The organism is Actinoplanes aureus (genome assembly GCF_015704865.1).
GTDB lineage: Bacteria > Actinomycetota > Actinomycetes > Mycobacteriales > Micromonosporaceae > Actinoplanes > Actinoplanes aureus.
The window spans coordinates 193,115-207,739 of record NZ_JADQTO010000005.1 but is presented as its reverse complement, the minus strand read 5'-3'; the positions used below and the strand labels follow the sequence as shown (position 1 = coordinate 207,739).

The following is a 14,625-nucleotide window of genomic DNA, read 5'->3' as shown; positions in this document are numbered from 1 at the left end:
GCCAACTGTAAAACGAACGCTCGTTCTTGACGAGGAGCGGCGGTGTGGGTCATTCTCAAGTCAAAGAGAATGAGCGTTCGTTTTAGGAGACGAGTCATGCACGCCAAGCTCCGGCCCCTCGCCATCGCGGTCGTGGTCGTTCTGGTCCAGGCCGCTCTGGTCGCCTTCTTCGCCTGGCCGTCCTTGCGCACGGCCCCGCGCGACCTGCCCGTCGTCGTCACCGGCCCGGCAGCGGCCGCGGTCACCGCCGAGCTCCAGCAGAAACTGCCCGGCGGATTCGAGATCACCACGGTGGGCGACGCGGCCGCCGCCGACCAGGCCCTGCGCGACCGGGAGGCGTACGCGGCCTTCGTCACCGGCCCGGACGGCGTCACCCTGCACATCGCCTCGGCCGCCTCACCCGCCGTCGCCACCCTGCTCAGCCAGCAGGCACCCGGCCCGGTCGTCGACGTGGTCCCGGTCGACTCCGGGGACCCGCGCGGTGCCGGACTGGCCGCCGCGTTCCTGCCCATCGTCCTGACCAGCATGGTCGCCGGGATCATCCTGACCCTGGCCGTCGCGTCGCGTACCGGCCGGCTGGCCGGGGTGACCGGGTTCGCGCTACTCGCCGGCCTCGGCGGCGCCTGGGTCCTGCATCAGGGCTACGACATCCTGCCCGGCGGCTACCTGGCCGGCGCCGGGGCGCTCGCCCTGCTGGCGTTCGCCGTCTCGGCCACGCTGGCCGGGCTCGGCACCGCGCTGGGCCGGGCCGGGCTGGGCCTCGGCGCGCTGCTGGTCTTCCTGCTCGGCAACCCGCTCTCCGCGGTGGCCTCGGCACCGGAGCTGCTTCCCCAGCCGTGGGGCGCGATCGGCCAGCTGCTCCCGCCGGGAGCCGGGGCGACGCTGCTGCGTTCGGTCGCGTATTTCGACGGGGCCGGCGGCGCGGTCGCCGCGTGGACCCTGGCCGCCTGGGCCGCCGCGGGTCTGCTCCTGCTCGCCGTCCCGGGCCGCCGCCAGGCCCCGGCGGAAGGAAGAGCAACCCCGGAAGCGACCGAGGCGGCGGTCGCGGCCCCGATCGCCTGAGCACGGGTTATGGGCGGACGCCGTTCGCCCACCACCAGTTCTGCAGATAACCCCACTCCCGGTCACCCCAGAAGTAGTTCCACTCGTGGCTGGGGTCCGGGAACTGGCCGAGTTCGTCGAAGACGACCTTCGCGTCCTTGCGCCGGCCGGCCAGGCTGTAGTAGACCGCCATCCACTGCCGGCACAGGGACAGCGGGCCCGCCCCCGGTGACCCGGCCCGGAACTTGGCGATCCACTGGTCCAGCTCCTGCCCCACCTCCGGGCGGCGGAAGTACTTCTCGCAGCGCCTTCGCGACCGCTTGGTGCGTTCGTCCCAGGAGAACTCGCGCATCGCGTACTCGAAGTGGGCGAACAGCGGCAGCAGCGTCGACTTGTGGCCGGGTGGCGCGGCGGCGGCCACACCGCGGGCGATCGCGAACATCTGCTCGTGCGAGCCGTACCACTTCTGGCAGCGCAGCGTGGTCGCCGTCAGGTGCAGGTCGAAGTTGTACGGATCCCGCCGCCGCCCCTCGTTGAACACCTCGTCGAACGACTGCTCCACGGCGTTGCGGTCGGCGAACATCGTGCTCAGCATCGTGCTCCACGGCACCGGGTCGTACGGCCCGGCCAGCGCCATCGCCCGCCGGCCGACCTGCGCGGCCGCGTCGGAGAGCGCCCGGAAGTTCTGGAACTGCTCCGCCGAGGTGTGTGCCGCCGACGCGGAACCGCGGGCGTCCGCGGCCTGCTGGTGCAGAAGCATCGCCTGGATCAGCACCGCCGCCGGATCCGACGGCTCGGCACGCAACCACGCGTACAGCCAGCGGTCGTCCTCGGCGGCCATGCTGGCCAGCGCGCTGATCCGCCAGTCCCGGACATCCCAGTCCGTACCGGCGTCCTCGATCAGCTTGCGGCCGGCCCACCAGTCCCCGGCACGCACCCGCTCCACGGCGTCACGCACGAACGGCTCCATCGGAGCCTTGTCGTCGTCGAACTCCGGCGCCTCCGGCAGCGGGCTGCCGTAGAAGTGCCGCAGAAAGACCCGCGCATAGAAAAACATCGCCGGATCGTAGACCAGAAAGTCAGATCCGGTTGGCCCACATCCAGCCCTTCAGATAGCCGTATTCGCTCCCGGACCAGAAGTACGCCCACGCCGTCGTCGCGTTCACGTACTGGCCGATCTCATCGAAGACCGTCTTCGCCTCCTGGCGCCGGCCGGCCAGGCAGTAGTACAGCGCCTGCCACTGCCGGCAGGTCGCCAGCTTCGCCGGGCCCGGCGTCCCGGCACGCCACTTGGCGATCCAGTGGTCCATCTCCTGCCGCACCTCGGGCCGGGTGAAGTAGCGGCGGTGCGCCTTCAGCGTCTTCGCGGTGCGCTCGCCCCAGCCGAACTCGATCATCGCGTACTCGAAGTGGGCGAACAGCGGCAGCATCACCGCGCTGTGCCCGGGCGGCGCGGCCTCGGCCACCTGGCGCGCGGTCCCGAACATCAGCTCGTGCGAGCCGCCCCACTTCTGGCAGCGCAGGCTGATCGCGGTCAGGTGCAGGTCGAAGTTGTACGGATCCCGCCGCCGCCCCTCGTCGAACACCTCGTCGAAGGACGCCGTCCGGGCTCCCCGGTCGGCGAACATGGCACCCATCAGCTCCACGAACGGCAGCGGGTCGTGCGGAGCGGCGAGAGCCAGCGCCCGCGCGCTGACCTGGGCTGACGCCTCCGACAGCTGCTCGAATCCGGCGAACTGCTCGGCTGTGGTCTCGGCCGCCGACGCACTGCCGCGCGCCTCACCGGCCCGCTGTCCCAGCATCGTCGCCTGGATCAGCACCGCGGACGGATCCAACGGCGCCGCCCGCAGCCACGCGTAGAGCCAGCCGTCCTCCTTTGCGGCGAGGTCGCTGAGCACCCCGACGCGGCGGCCACGAAGCTCCCAGTCGTCGCCCGCGTCCTCGACCACCTTGCGGGCCGCCTGCCAGTCACCGTGGCGTGCCCGCTCGCGCGCCTCGAGAAGCGCGTGGTCGTTCATGGCCCGATCGGAGTCGAACTCGGGTGTCTCCGGGAGCGGGTCGCCGAACAGGTACCGGAAGAAGAGCCGCGCGTACGTGAACATCGCAGGATGGTAGAAGATGACGGCATGCTGCGCGTCTTCTCGGTGGCGTTCTGGGCATTCATCGGGATCACGTCTCCGGTGTTCTTCCTCGGAGCGCTCGCCGTCTGGCTGGTGACCCTGCCGTTCGATCGGCGGCGGGTGGTGCTGCACCTGTACTCGTCGGCGTGGGCGATCTGCTACGTCTACCTGAACCCGCTGTGGCGGCTGCGAGTCCGCGGCCGCGACCGGCTGCCGTGGCGCGGGGCGGCGGTCCTGGTCGCCAACCACGCGTCGCTCGTCGACATCCTGGTGCTGTTCGGACTGTTCCGGCCGTTCAAGTGGGTGTCCAAGCAGGAGATCTTCAAGGTCCCGGTGATCGGCTGGAACATGCGGCTCAACGGGTACGTACCGCTGGTGCGAGGCAGCGGCGCGTCGGTACGCCGGATGATGGAGCACTGCGATCGGCTGCTCTCGGCCGGCTCACCGATCATGATCTTCCCGGAGGGCCGGCGGAGCCCGGACGGCGCGCTCCAGGCGTTCAAGAACGGCGCCTTCGACCTGGCGGTCCGGCACGGCGTGCCGGTCTTCCCGATCGCGGTGCACGGCACCGGGCGGGCACTGCCCAAGCACGGTCTGGTGCTGCGCGACCGCGCCGACATGCGGATCGAGGTGCTGGCGCCGCTCGATCCGGCGGAATTCGCGAGCGTGGAGGATCTGCGCGACGCGGCCCGTCAGGCGATCAGCGAGGCGCTGCCGCCGCTGCGGGTGAGGTGACGCCGGGACGCGTCCTCGAGGATCTCGGCGGTGGCGGACGAGCCGAAGCGCGCCACGCCCAGCGACGTCATGGCGAGCAGCGCGTCCAGCGTACGGATCCCGCCGGAGGCCTTGACCTGCACCTTCGGCGACACGGCGGAGCGCATCAGGGCGAGGTCGTCCACCGTGGCGCCGGTCGGCGCGAAGCCGGTCGAGGTCTTCACGAAGGCCGCGCCGGCCCGCTCGGCGGCCCGGCAGGCGGCCAGTTTCTGCTCGTCGGTGAGGTACGCCGTCTCCAGGATGACCTTGACGTGCGCGTCACCGGCGGCGACCACGATCTCCTTGATCTCCTGCTCCACGGCGGCGACGTCGCCGGAGCGCAGCCAGCCCACGTTGATCACCATGTCGATCTCGGCGGCGCCCTGCTCGACGGCGAGCGCGGTCTCGGCGACCTTGACGGCGGTCGGGCTGGTGCCGTGCGGGAAGCCGATCACGGTGCCGACCCGCACACCGCTGCCCCGCACCTCCTCGACCGCCACCGGCACGTCGCACGGGCGGACGCAGACCGAGGCCACGTCGTACTTGACCGCGATCGCACAGCCCTCGCGCACGTCCCGCACGGTGAATTCGGGCCGGAGGATGGAGTGATCGATCATCTTCGCGATCTGCGCCACGGTGAAGTTCATGAGCCGACGGTACCTGTCTAGACAGTCAGCTGTCTAGACAGGTTCGAGCCGCTAGGGTGTCCCCATGTCCGGGGCCCCCGATTTCGCACCGCGCTACTTCCGCATCGAGCAGGCGCTCCGGCGGCAGATCGCGCAGTCGCAGCCGCACGACCCGCTGCCCTCGGAACCCGAGCTGGCCCGCGAGCACGGCGTCAGCCGGATGACCGCCCGCGCCGCGGTGACGCAGCTGGTCAACGACGGGCTGGCGTACCGGGCGCCGGGCCGCGGCACCTTCGTGGCCGCGCCGACCGGACCGCGGCGCGCCGACCACCTGGTCCGGCTCAGCGAGGAGATCCGCAAGCAGGGCCGCCACCCCAGCTCTCGGGTGGTGCTCGCCGAGCTGCGCGCGGCCACCGCCGCCGAGATCAACCGGCTGCGCCTGCGCAAGGGCGAGGTCGTCGCCATCCACCGGGTCCGGCTCGCCGACGACGAGCCGATCGCCTTCGAACGAGCCGTCTACCCCGGCTCACTGTCCGCACTGCTCGAGGCCGACCTGACCGGCTCGGTCCACGAGGCACTCGGCGCGCTGGGCCACACCCTGGTCCGCGGCAGCGCCACCCTGACCGCCCAGTCCGCGACCGCCGGCGACGCCCGCGAACTCGGCGTCCCGGCCGGCTCGGCACTGCTCGTCGAGGAACGCCTCATCCTGGACCAGCGCCAGCAGCCGGTCGAGCTGAGCGAGTCACGTTACGCGGGCAGCCGCTACCGCTTGGACGTCGCCTTCGGCGTCGAACCCCATTGAGGGGTACGAGTGACCGGCCGTCCCGCCGAACCGGGACCGTCCCGCCCAGCCACGCGATCACCCCACGGCGAGACGCCCCAGCGCGACCACCGGGAGCGGCACGGCTCAATCCGGCCGCCCGCCGGTCGCGGACCGTCGCTTGATCAGGTACGGCAGCGTGAACAGGTAGAGCCCGGTGAAGAAGAGCAGCCCGAGCGGCAGCAGCGGAACATAGGACACCCAGACCACCGGATCCTTCTGCGCGAGCGCCACCACGGTGGCCAGAACGGTCACCGTGAAGAAGACCGCCATCCAGCGGTGGAACTGCCGGATCCACTTGCTGCCGCTCATCGCAACCTCCTGGTCAGGGGGCGCTCCGCCCACGCCGAACGCTATTTCCGGCGGCACCTCCCCCGCTTCTCGATTGCTGACCAGTAGCTCAGCGGATCGCCGCCAGGAGGTGCTGGAACGTCGACCGGGACGGCAGGTGGGTGAGCAGGTGGCGCACGCTGCGCTCGGCGTGGCCGGGCTCGTCGCCCGCGTCGAGCGCCAGGTCGATCTGGCCGGCCACGTAGTTCTGCAGAGCGGTCGCCGTGCCGCGGAACGTGCCCAGGCTCAGTGACGGCAGCGAACCCGCGCGTTCCCGGTAGCCGGCCACCAGGGCCCGGGCACCCCGGACGTTGACCGCGCCACCGGGCGCCACCGCCCAGTTCGCCAGCGCCGAGCACAACTCCCAGGCCGGCGGCAGACCGGCCGCGTGCTCCCACCCGGTGACGACGAGGCGGCCGCCGGGGCCGACGCGTACGTTGCCGGGGTTGAGGTTGTTGTGACACCACACCGGGCGGTCCGGCGTGCCGCTGATCGACTCCAGTTCGAGCAGGGTGGGCAGCGCGGCGGCCAGAACCGGCGTCCACGCCGCACCCTTGGCGGCGGCCAGGTCCACCCACTCCGGCCAGGTACGGGCGGACAGCCGCGTCGAACTCCACGGGCAGACCCGGTCCACCGGCAGCGCCAGCCCGTGAATCGTGGCCAGGACCGTGCCGACTTCGCGGGTGACGGTCGCGCTGACCGGTGCGGCCAGCGGCGGGCCGGTACGCAGCCACTCGTACACCCGCCAGCCGCTGCCGCCGATCCGCTCGACCACCGCCCCGGACACGCCGCGCACCGGAGCCGGCAGCAGCACCCCGGCTCGGGCCGCCGCCTCCTGGAACAGGGCGTTCTCCTCGCCGTCGGTCACCGGGTACACGTCGTCGACGGTCCGTGCCGTCCAGCGGCCGCGGGCGGTCGGCAGCAGCCAGCGCCGCCCCACCTCGTCGGGGTGGGACAGCGAGCGCATCTCGCCGGTCACCGGGCCCAGACCGAACCGGTCGGCGATCCGGGTGGCGAGCGAGGGGTCGGCCACCTCGGCCCCGCCCCGCCGGCGGTCGACCTCGGCTTTCAGGTCTGCCCAGGTGCGGAACCCGTACTGCTCGGCGAGCGACGCCTGCGCCTCGGCGAGCGTCGTCCCGGGCCGGGAGTCGCGCAGGCCGGCGAGCAGGTTCTTCGCCTGGCGGCGCAGGTGGTCGAGGTCGGGGTTGTCGGGCAATGTCTTCATCGGAGCACCTCAGCTCGGCGCCCGGACTCGCACGGGCACACGGAGCATCGGCATCCGTGGGGTGGCCTCGGGCCTTCCGGCGAGTCGCGGCGCGTACCCGAACGCGCGCGCCCAATCTACCCGACATTGCACAATGGCGGGGTGACTGCTAGCGACGTACTGAGGGACGTCTGGAACCGGGCCTGCGTCGGTGCGGGCACCGGCGTCGGCGACCGCCACCTGGGTGCCCTGCTGCTCGTCGACGGCATGGTGCAGAACGGCGGCCCGAACCACGCGGCGGACAGTTGTGCGCCCGCCGAACTCGCGGCGGCCGCGGCCGGCGCCCGCTACTTCGAACTGGACGCTCTGGCCTCCCTCATCGAGGAGCTCCCGGCGGCCTCCAGCGACAGTGACGAGGAGGACGCCGAGGACCGGCTGTCCGGCGCGTACTTCCGGCTGATGCCGGACGACGCCGTGCTCGACGCCGCCTTCCAGGCCCGCTACGCCGAGGCTCCGCAGGATTTCGACCCGGTGTGACGCGGCCGCGGCGCCGGGCTCACGCGTGGCGGGGCACGGGCACCGCGTCGTGGTGGCCGGGCCGGTCGGAGACCCGGTGCTCGGCGGCGTGCAGTGCCTCGGTGACCAGCCGGGCCACGTGCGGGTCGGCGACCGCGTAGACCACCCGGCGGCCCTCCCGGCGGGTGGTCACCAGGCCGGCCAGCCGCAGTTTGCCGAGGTGCTGGGAGACCGCGGGCCGGGCCGCGCCGACCGCCTCGGTCAGCGCGGTCACGTCCCGCTCGCCGCCGAGCAGCACGCCCATCAGCCGCAGCCGGGTGACGTCGGCCAGCATGCCGAGCAGCATCCCGGCCTCGCCCAGCAGACGTTCATGCAGGTCATTGGCATTTGCAACGTTGTCGCGTGCGCGCATGAGCACATATTATGCGGGCATGCACGGTCACCACCACCACGCGCCCGCCCTGGAAGCGTCCCGTGCGGGGATGCGCGCCCTCTGGGTCTCCCTCGGCGTGCTCGCCGTGACCGCGCTGGCGCAGGCCCTGATCGTCGCGTCCTCCGGCTCGGTCGCGCTGCTCGGCGACACCCTGCACAACGCCGCCGACGCGCTCACCGCCGTGCCGCTGGCCATCGCGTTCTGGCTCGGGCGCCGCGCCGCCACCCGCGCGTACACGTACGGCTTCGGCCGCGCCGAGGATCTCGCCGGTCTGGTCATCGTGGCCGTGATCGCCGCCTCGGCCGTCGCCACCGCCTGGTTCGCGGTCGACCGGCTGCTGCAACCGCGCACCATGACCCACCTGCCGTGGGTGTTCGCCGCCGGCCTGATCGGCTTCGCCGGCAACGAGCTGGTCGCCCGCTACCGGATCACCGTGGGCCGGCGCATCGGGTCCGCCGCCCTGGTCGCCGACGGCCTGCACGCCCGCACCGACGGCTACACCTCGCTGGCCGTGGTGCTCGCCGCGGCCGGTGCCTGGGCCGGCTGGACCTGGGCCGACCCGGTCGTCGGCCTGGCCATCACGGTCGCCATCGGGTTCGCGCTCAAGGACGCCGCGCGCGAGATCTACCACCGGCTGATGGACCGGGTCGACCCGGAGCTGGTCGACCGGGCCGAGCACGAGCTGCGTACGGTCCCCGGCGTCCACGACGTCTCCGGGCTGCGTCTGCGCTGGATCGGGCACCGGCTGCACGCCGAGGCCGGCATCGTCGTCGACGCCGGGCTCACCCTGCTGGCCGCCCACGAGATCGCCGCCGACGCCGAGCACCGGCTCACCCACCACATGCCCCGGCTGACCGGTGCCACGGTGCACGTCGACCCGGACAGCCGGGTTCACGGCGCGGTGACGCACAGGTAGAAGGCGTCGACCAGGGTCTCCGGGTCGAACCGCACCCCGGTCAGGTAGTCCGCGTACGCCAGGGCCGGGCCCGGGCCGGTACCCGGGAACCCGGCCTCGGCCAGGATCGGCCGCTGCACCTCCCGTTCCGGTCCTTCCGGTGACGCCGGGTCACCGGGATCGAAGGTCAGGCGCATCGTCCCGTCGTACATCCACAGGAACCGGCGCCCGGCCGCCGACGCACTGTGCGCGACCAGGGTCACGCCCCGGGACAGCCGCGCCGCCCGGTCCGGGTCGACGCCCGCGAAGTCACGCGTCTCCACCAGCAGCGTCCAGCCGTTCACCGGGGCGATCGCCACCAGGTGCTCGTGTGCCAGCCGGCCGGCGAATCCGGCGTACTCCCGCGGCAGCTCACCGGTCGTCCGGGCGAGCTCCAGCGGCAGCCCGGCGGCGATCTTCTCGGCGTTGTCGTGCACCACGGCCAGGCCCGGCATCTCGACCGGGTCGCGCCCGCCGAGGCGGCGAACCACCTCCGGGACCGGCAGGTCGGCGACCAGGGTCAGGCAGTACGAGCGGCTCAACCGGGCGTACCGGGCCGGGAACCAGGCGTACCGGTCCGCGGTGCAGATCATCAGCCGAGCGTCGCGCAATCCCGGCGGCGGCACCGGCCCTTCGCCGGAATCCGGTCAGACCGGCACCGGGCCGAGCTGGCTGGTCACGTCGCCGTGGGCACTGCGCACCCAGCCCTTGCCGGCCAGGCGCAGGTGCAGCGTACGCATCAACTCCGCTCGCCGCCCGGCGGCCATCGGCCGCGCGTAGTCCGCGATGCGCCGCAGCGCGGACGCGTCGTCGAGATCCTCCAGCCGCGGCGGAACACCGGCCTGCCGCGCCCGGCGCAGCCCCGCCTGACTGGTCAGCACCGCCAGCGGCGCCCCGCCCAGCTCGCGTGCCAGATAGTCCCGGTCCACCTGGTCGGCGACCTTGTTGCCGACCACCGCGAGCACGTCGGCCACCCCGGCCGCCCCGGCCAGCTCCCGGTAGCGCCGGGCCACCGACACCGACTCCGGGGTCGGCTCGGCCACCACCACGATCAGGTCGAACTGGGCGTGCAGCGAGTTCGCGAACGCGTCCGTGCCGGCGACCATGTCGCACACCACCCAGTCGCCCGCATCCAGGCTCAGGTGCGACAGCAGGTTCTCCAGGATCGCCAGGTGCCCGTGGTAGCAGCCCGCGCCGATGTCCTTCGCCTCGTAGGTGCCGACGTGCACCACGTGCGTCCGCGGGTCGAGCGCCGCCGCGTGGCGTACCAGGATCGGATCGTCCCCGGCGAGCGTCACCAGCCGCGAACCCGGCCCCGGCGGCGTGGTCGGCACGAAGTGCTCGACCCCGCCGATCAGCCGGTTGGTGCCGATCAGGTGGCTGCGCACGCTCCGCACGTTGTCCGGGTGCGACAGCGCGGCCGCCGGCTCGCCGGCGACACCGAGCAGCGGCGCGAGGTGGACGTTGACGTCCGCGTCGACCGCGAGCACCCGCTGCCCGGCGGCGCGCAGGTGATTGACGAAGAGGGCGGCCATGGTGCTCTTGCCGCTGCCGCCCTTACCGGTAAAAGCGATTTTCATTTTCAACACGGTAGCGATACGGCTTACGGCCGCAACAACCGCCACCCCCCGATCACCCCGCAGAGGTACGCGAGACCGGCCGTCCCCGAGAATCAGGCCCGTCCCGCCCGCTCCGCGCGGCCGCCTGCCGGGCCCGGGCCGCAACGCGACCGCCGGGCCCATGCGGGTGGCTACCATGCCGGGCATGGCGTTCCAGGTGAAACGCGTCCACGACGACGCCGGCCCGGCCGACGGCTACCGGGTGCTGGTCGACCGGCTGTGGCCGCGCGGGATCTCCAAGGACCGGGCCGCGCTGGACCGGTGGGCCAAGGAGGCCGCTCGCTAGCCGCGCTGGCTCGTACCCCGCAGCAAGGGTGGGTGCAGGAGCGCGGCCGGGCCGCGTCGGAAAAGCTGGGCCGGGCGGCCGCGGTCGCGGATCGCGGTGTTGCCGGTGGGTTCGATGAAGCCTTCGGCGGTGGTGACCTTGCGGTGGAAGTTGCGCGGGTCGAGCCGGGTACGCCAGACGGTTTCGTAGACCTCGCGCAGTTCAGCGACGGTGAACTCGGGCGGGCAGAAGGCGGTGGCCAGCGGCGTGTACTCGAGTTTGGCGCGGGCGCGTTCCAGGCCGTCGGCGAGGATGCGGTCGTGGTCGAAGGCGAGGCCGGTGCTCTCCTCCGGAGTGCGCCAGGCGGCCAGGGCGGCGTCGCTGCCCGCGACCGGAGCCGGCAGGTCGGGCAGTAAGGCCAGGTAGGCGATGGTGACGACGTGGCCGCGCGGGTCGCGGCCGGGCGTGCCGTAGGCGCCCAGCTGCTCGAGGTGGCCGGCGCGCGGGTCGAGGCCGGTTTCCTCGCGCAGCTCGCGCATGGCGGCGCCGTCGAGGTCCTCGTCCGGGAGCACGAAGCCGCCGGGCAGCGCCCACTTCCCCCGGTGGGGCGGGATGCCGCGGGTGATCAACAGAACCCGTAGGGCGCCCTGCCGGATGGTGAGCAGCACCAGGTCCACGGTGACCGCCGCCGTGTTTAGCGTCATGTTGACGATAATAACCCCACGGCTTTATCGTCAGTTTGACGAATAAGGGGGATGACATGGCTGACGTGACACGACGGCTGCACCTGCGGCACCTGCGGGCGGCGCCGACCACCTGGGTCGGTCACACGGTGCGCGGCAAGGCGAAGCGGGCCGGGACGGGGCTGTCGTTCTGGTACCGGCCGTTGACCGCGGCACTGTCCGAAGTGCCGGTCGACGACCGCGAGCTGCCGCTGCTCTTCCACGCCCGCACCGAGGACTTCGCCGACGTGACCGTGCAGGCCACGGTGACCTACCGGGTGAGCGACCCGGCGGCGGCCGCGGCGCGGCTGGACTTCTCGATCGACCCGTACCGGGGGACCTGGCGTGGGCAGCCGCTGGACCAGGTGGCCGGACTGCTCGCCGAGCTGGCCCAGCAGCCGGCACTGGACCTGCTGGCGCGGCTGCCGCTCGCCGAGGCGCTGACCACCGGGATCGCCGGGGTGCGCCAGTCGGTCGCCGGCGCGCTGGCCGCAGATCCGCGGCTGACCGAGACCGGGGTGTCGGTGGTCAGCGCGCGGGTGGTGGCGATCCGGCCGGAGCCGGATCTGGAGCGGGCCCTGCAGACCCCGACCCGGGAGCAGGTGCAACAGGAGGCGGACCGGGCGACGTACGCGCGGCGCGCGCACGCCGTGCAGCAGGAACAGGCGATCGCCGAGAACGAGCTGCAGAGCAAGATCGAGCTGGCCCGCCGCGAGCAGGAACTCGTCGAGCAGCACGGCGCCAACACCCGCCGCGAGGCCGAACTGGACGCCGAGACGCGGCTGGTGGCGGCGCGGGCGGAGGCGGACCGCGAAGAGGTGGCCAGCGTGGCCGCGGCCGAAGGCATGCGCCGGCGGGCCGGCTCCGAGGCGGACGCGACCCGGGTACGCGACGACGCCCGCGCCGCCGGAGCCCGGGTCGTCGGACTGGCCGAGGCGGAGGCGGAGGCCGCACGGCTGGCCGCGTACCGGGATCTGCCGCCGGCCGTGCTCCAGGCGCTCGCGCTCCGGGAACTCGCCGGTCAGCTGCCCCAGATCGGCGAGATCACGGTGACCCCGGACCTGGTCAGCAAGCTGGTCGGGCGGCTCGGATGAGCATCCTGCCGCCGCGCGTGGTGGTCGTGTCGCGGCGCAGCGAGCTGGACGAACTGCTCGCCCGGCACGGCACCCGCGGTGCGGCCGCGTTCTTCCTGCGCCGGCGCGGCCGCGACCTGGACGAGGTGACCGAGCGGCATGCGGCGTTGCAGGCGGCGCTCACCGAGGTGGGCGCCGCGGTGCCGGGCGACTGGCGGCGCGGCCAGGTGGAGCGGGCCGACCTGCCGCGGTTCCTCTTCGCACCGGAGGACGTGGTGGTCGCCGTCGGCCAAGACGGCCTGGTGGCGAACGTGGCGAAGTACCTCGACGGGCAGCCGGTGATCGGTGTCGACCCGGCGCCGGGCCGCAACCCGGGCGTGCTGGTCCGGCATCGCGCGAGTGCGATGGCCGGGCTGCTGCGCGGCCCGCTCACGGCGCGGGAACGCACGATGGTGGTCGCGCGGCTCGACGACGGGCAGGAGCTTTATGGGCTCAACGAGATCTATGTCGGTCACGCCGGGCACCAGTCAGCGAGGTACGTGCTGGGCGCGCCGGACGGGCGGCGGGAGCGGCAGTCGTCCTCGGGCCTGATCGTCGGCACCGGAACGGGTGCGACCGGTTGGTGCGCGTCGATCGCGTTGTCGCGGGCCGGTGCGCCGGCGGCTCCGGCGCCGGAGGAACCCGGGTTGTGCTGGTTCGTGCGGGAGGCCTGGCCCTCCCCCGCCACCGGGGTCTCGCTGGTCGCCGGTCTGCTGGACGGCCGGCAGGAGCTGGAGCTGACCAGCGAGTCGGAACGGCTGGTGGTCTTCGCCGACGGGCTGGAGTCGGACGCGCTGGAGCTGTCGTGGGGGCAGCGGGTCCAGGTCGGGGTCGCGGGGCGGCGGCTGCGGCTGGTTTGAGCCGGCCCCGCTGCATGGGCCCGGCGGTCGCGTGGCGGCCGTGCGCGATGCCTGGGCCGCGTGGCTCGGCGGGACTGTGCGGTTACCCGTACCTCTAAAAAGTGCAATGCCCGCCCTGGGGGATGGGCGGGCATTGCTGGGGGGTGTCAGATCTTGCCGGTGCCCGCGCCGGCCACGACGGTGGCCTTGACGGTGTTGTTGGCCTGCGGCGTGTAGGAGTAGGGGATCGCGGCGACGCTGGCGCCGTTGCGAACCTGCTCCGTGCCGGAGTTGACCTTGTAGTTGTTGAGCACCTTGAGGTTGCCGGGGTCGGAGTCGCCGGTCTGGGTGATCGTGGGGCTGCCGACGTTCTCGAAGTAGTTGCGTTCGACGAAGACGCCGGCGTTCATGGTCGAGGCGACGCCGTAGGAACCGATGTTGGAGTAGTAGTTGTTCAGCACGTGGACCGGGTTGCCGAAGCGGACACGCGGATGGCGCTGGCCGGTGCCGTCGAACCAGTTGTGCACATAGGTGACGCGCAGCTTGCCCAGGTCCTGCGAGGCGTTGCCGTCGTCGTGGCCGAGCAGCATGGACTTGTCGTGGTCGTGCAGGCGGTTCCAGGAGACGGTGATGTAGTCGGAGCCGCGCTTGATGTCGATCAGTCCGTCGTAGCCGTTGGCCAGGTCGTTGTGGTCGACCCAGACGTTCGTGGTGCCGCTCTGGATGTTGATCGAGTCGTCGCTCGCGTTGCGGAACACCAGGTTGCGCAGGATCACGTTGCGCACGCCGGAGAGGTTGAGGCCGCCGCCCGTGATGCCGGAGCCGGAACCGACGCCGATGACCGTCTTGTTGGACGCCACGTTGTACATGCCGGAGATCGAGATCAGGCCGGACACGCGGACGGTCTGCGAGGTGCTCGAGCTGAGCGCCGACTTCAGCGCGGACGCCGAGGTCACGGTGACCACGGTGCCCGCCGAGCCGCCGGGGGTGCCGCCGTTGAGGCCGGCGAAACCGACCGGGCTGGACTCGGCGGCCAGCGCCGGGGACTGGCCGGCGGCGACCAGGCCGCCGGCCAGCAGGACACCGGCCGAGAGCGCGGCGGTGGCCCTGGAGCGGGTTCTCTGGAACATGGGGATGCCTCCGTGGGGACGGTGGACTTGGGGGACGGCGCTACGGACGCGGGGATCGCCCGATGGCCTTGTAGTGCGGGTAAGCGCTTTCCCGTTGCGACGCTAAGCGCTCCATCGATGTCTGTCAATCAGCTTGGCTCGCACCTTCTGAACCGGTTCAC

Annotated in this window: 18 protein-coding genes; 8 read left to right on the top strand and 10 right to left on the bottom strand. The window is 72.5% G+C overall.

What is annotated here, in order from left to right; genetic code table 11:
* Window positions 1-96: 96 nt before the first annotated feature.
* On the top strand, window positions 97-1,062 hold the full coding sequence (locus tag I4J89_RS12450; RefSeq protein ID WP_196414069.1) for a hypothetical protein: 966 nt from the start codon (window positions 97-99) through the stop codon (window positions 1,060-1,062).
* A gap of 7 nt (window positions 1,063-1,069) precedes the next feature.
* Here I4J89_RS12450 and I4J89_RS12445 read toward each other — a convergent pair whose 3' ends face one another.
* A complete protein-coding gene (locus I4J89_RS12445; RefSeq protein ID WP_196414068.1) occupies window positions 1,070-2,098 on the bottom strand; it encodes a hypothetical protein in 1,029 nt (342 codons plus the stop codon).
* Between the two features lie 22 nt (window positions 2,099-2,120).
* Window positions 2,121-3,143 carry a hypothetical protein gene (locus I4J89_RS12440; RefSeq protein WP_196414067.1) on the bottom strand — a complete coding sequence of 341 codons (1,023 nt, stop codon included), beginning with the start codon at window positions 3,141-3,143 and terminating at the stop codon, window positions 2,121-2,123.
* A gap of 6 nt (window positions 3,144-3,149) precedes the next feature.
* Between I4J89_RS12440 and I4J89_RS12435 the strand changes: the two genes are divergently transcribed.
* Window positions 3,150-3,896, top strand: coding sequence for a lysophospholipid acyltransferase family protein (locus tag I4J89_RS12435; protein ID WP_230858823.1), 747 nt, complete (start codon window positions 3,150-3,152; stop codon window positions 3,894-3,896).
* On the opposite strand, the gene deoC is transcribed toward I4J89_RS12435, so the two are convergent.
* On the bottom strand, window positions 3,854-4,561 hold the full coding sequence (deoC, locus tag I4J89_RS12430; protein ID WP_196414066.1) for a deoxyribose-phosphate aldolase: 708 nt from the start codon (window positions 4,559-4,561) through the stop codon (window positions 3,854-3,856). The genes I4J89_RS12435 and deoC overlap by 43 nt on opposite strands.
* Window positions 4,562-4,625: 64 nt before the next feature.
* On the opposite strand from deoC, the gene I4J89_RS12425 reads away from it, so the two are divergent.
* Window positions 4,626-5,342 (top strand): GntR family transcriptional regulator, encoded by a 717-nt coding sequence (locus tag I4J89_RS12425; RefSeq protein ID WP_196414065.1) that lies wholly within the window; start codon window positions 4,626-4,628, stop codon window positions 5,340-5,342.
* 105 nt (window positions 5,343-5,447) lie between these two features.
* Here I4J89_RS12425 and I4J89_RS12420 read toward each other — a convergent pair whose 3' ends face one another.
* Window positions 5,448-5,672, bottom strand: coding sequence for a hypothetical protein (locus tag I4J89_RS12420; protein WP_196414064.1), 225 nt, complete (start codon window positions 5,670-5,672; stop codon window positions 5,448-5,450).
* An 88-nt stretch (window positions 5,673-5,760) separates the two neighbouring features.
* Window positions 5,761-6,915: a phosphotransferase enzyme family protein gene (locus I4J89_RS12415; RefSeq protein WP_196414063.1), complete on the bottom strand. Its 1,155-nt coding sequence runs from the start codon at window positions 6,913-6,915 to the stop codon at window positions 5,761-5,763.
* A 141-nt stretch (window positions 6,916-7,056) separates the two neighbouring features.
* Between I4J89_RS12415 and I4J89_RS12410 the strand changes: the two genes are divergently transcribed.
* Window positions 7,057-7,431 carry a hypothetical protein gene (locus I4J89_RS12410; protein ID WP_196414062.1) on the top strand — a complete coding sequence of 125 codons (375 nt, stop codon included), beginning with the start codon at window positions 7,057-7,059 and terminating at the stop codon, window positions 7,429-7,431.
* A 19-nt stretch (window positions 7,432-7,450) separates the two neighbouring features.
* Here I4J89_RS12410 and I4J89_RS12405 read toward each other — a convergent pair whose 3' ends face one another.
* Window positions 7,451-7,822 (bottom strand): ArsR/SmtB family transcription factor, encoded by a 372-nt coding sequence (locus I4J89_RS12405; RefSeq protein ID WP_196414061.1) that lies wholly within the window; start codon window positions 7,820-7,822, stop codon window positions 7,451-7,453.
* Here I4J89_RS12405 and I4J89_RS12400 point away from each other — a divergent pair.
* Complete coding sequence (locus I4J89_RS12400; protein WP_196414060.1) at window positions 7,821-8,759, top strand: cation diffusion facilitator family transporter; 939 nt, start codon at window positions 7,821-7,823, stop codon at window positions 8,757-8,759. The two genes, I4J89_RS12405 and I4J89_RS12400, sit on opposite strands and share 2 nt — an antisense overlap.
* Here I4J89_RS12400 and I4J89_RS12395 read toward each other — a convergent pair.
* The gene (locus tag I4J89_RS12395) at window positions 8,735-9,370 is read right to left on the bottom strand and encodes a DUF6461 domain-containing protein (RefSeq protein ID WP_196414059.1); all 636 of its coding nucleotides are present in this window, start codon (window positions 9,368-9,370) and stop codon (window positions 8,735-8,737) included. The genes I4J89_RS12400 and I4J89_RS12395 overlap by 25 nt on opposite strands.
* A 54-nt stretch (window positions 9,371-9,424) precedes the next feature.
* Window positions 9,425-10,357: an ATP-binding protein gene (locus tag I4J89_RS12390; protein WP_196414058.1), complete on the bottom strand. Its 933-nt coding sequence runs from the start codon at window positions 10,355-10,357 to the stop codon at window positions 9,425-9,427.
* Window positions 10,358-10,541: 184 nt separating this feature from the next.
* Here I4J89_RS12390 and I4J89_RS12385 point away from each other — a divergent pair, with 184 nt between their 5' ends.
* Complete coding sequence (locus I4J89_RS12385) at window positions 10,542-10,682, top strand: DUF488 domain-containing protein (protein WP_196414057.1); 141 nt, start codon at window positions 10,542-10,544, stop codon at window positions 10,680-10,682.
* Here I4J89_RS12385 and I4J89_RS12380 read toward each other — a convergent pair.
* Window positions 10,679-11,365: an NUDIX hydrolase gene (locus I4J89_RS12380; protein WP_196414056.1), complete on the bottom strand. Its 687-nt coding sequence runs from the start codon at window positions 11,363-11,365 to the stop codon at window positions 10,679-10,681. The two genes, I4J89_RS12385 and I4J89_RS12380, sit on opposite strands and share 4 nt — an antisense overlap.
* 56 nt (window positions 11,366-11,421) lie before the next feature.
* Between I4J89_RS12380 and I4J89_RS12375 the strand changes: the two genes are divergently transcribed.
* Window positions 11,422-12,477, top strand: coding sequence for an SPFH domain-containing protein (locus tag I4J89_RS12375; RefSeq protein WP_196414055.1), 1,056 nt, complete (start codon window positions 11,422-11,424; stop codon window positions 12,475-12,477).
* Complete coding sequence (locus tag I4J89_RS12370) at window positions 12,474-13,355, top strand: NAD(+)/NADH kinase (RefSeq protein WP_196414054.1); 882 nt, start codon at window positions 12,474-12,476, stop codon at window positions 13,353-13,355. Before I4J89_RS12375 ends, I4J89_RS12370 begins: the two co-directional genes overlap by 4 nt.
* A 146-nt stretch (window positions 13,356-13,501) precedes the next feature.
* Here I4J89_RS12370 and I4J89_RS12365 read toward each other — a convergent pair whose 3' ends face one another.
* Window positions 13,502-14,464, bottom strand: coding sequence for a pectate lyase family protein (locus I4J89_RS12365; protein ID WP_196414053.1), 963 nt, complete (start codon window positions 14,462-14,464; stop codon window positions 13,502-13,504).
* Between the last annotated feature and the right edge of the window lie 161 nt (window positions 14,465-14,625).

Coding starts and splice junctions, on each gene's coding strand:
- I4J89_RS12450 (WP_196414069.1), top strand. CDS start 97: ATGCACGCCAAGCTCCGGCCCCTCGCCATCGCGGTCGTGGTCGTTCTG.
- I4J89_RS12445 (WP_196414068.1), bottom strand. CDS start 2,098: ATGTTTTTCTATGCGCGGGTCTTTCTGCGGCACTTCTACGGCAGCCCG.
- I4J89_RS12440 (WP_196414067.1), bottom strand. CDS start 3,143: ATGTTCACGTACGCGCGGCTCTTCTTCCGGTACCTGTTCGGCGACCCG.
- I4J89_RS12435 (WP_230858823.1), top strand. CDS start 3,150: ATGGTAGAAGATGACGGCATGCTGCGCGTCTTCTCGGTGGCGTTCTGG.
- deoC (WP_196414066.1), bottom strand. CDS start 4,561: ATGAACTTCACCGTGGCGCAGATCGCGAAGATGATCGATCACTCCATC.
- I4J89_RS12425 (WP_196414065.1), top strand. CDS start 4,626: ATGTCCGGGGCCCCCGATTTCGCACCGCGCTACTTCCGCATCGAGCAG.
- I4J89_RS12420 (WP_196414064.1), bottom strand. CDS start 5,672: ATGAGCGGCAGCAAGTGGATCCGGCAGTTCCACCGCTGGATGGCGGTC.
- I4J89_RS12415 (WP_196414063.1), bottom strand. CDS start 6,915: ATGAAGACATTGCCCGACAACCCCGACCTCGACCACCTGCGCCGCCAG.
- I4J89_RS12400 (WP_196414060.1), top strand. CDS start 7,821: ATGAGCACATATTATGCGGGCATGCACGGTCACCACCACCACGCGCCC.
- I4J89_RS12405 (WP_196414061.1), bottom strand. CDS start 7,822: ATGCGCGCACGCGACAACGTTGCAAATGCCAATGACCTGCATGAACGT.
- I4J89_RS12395 (WP_196414059.1), bottom strand. CDS start 9,370: ATGATCTGCACCGCGGACCGGTACGCCTGGTTCCCGGCCCGGTACGCC.
- I4J89_RS12390 (WP_196414058.1), bottom strand. CDS start 10,357: ATGAAAATCGCTTTTACCGGTAAGGGCGGCAGCGGCAAGAGCACCATG.
- I4J89_RS12385 (WP_196414057.1), top strand. CDS start 10,542: ATGGCGTTCCAGGTGAAACGCGTCCACGACGACGCCGGCCCGGCCGAC.
- I4J89_RS12380 (WP_196414056.1), bottom strand. CDS start 11,365: ATGACGCTAAACACGGCGGCGGTCACCGTGGACCTGGTGCTGCTCACC.
- I4J89_RS12375 (WP_196414055.1), top strand. CDS start 11,422: ATGGCTGACGTGACACGACGGCTGCACCTGCGGCACCTGCGGGCGGCG.
- I4J89_RS12370 (WP_196414054.1), top strand. CDS start 12,474: ATGAGCATCCTGCCGCCGCGCGTGGTGGTCGTGTCGCGGCGCAGCGAG.
- I4J89_RS12365 (WP_196414053.1), bottom strand. CDS start 14,464: ATGTTCCAGAGAACCCGCTCCAGGGCCACCGCCGCGCTCTCGGCCGGT.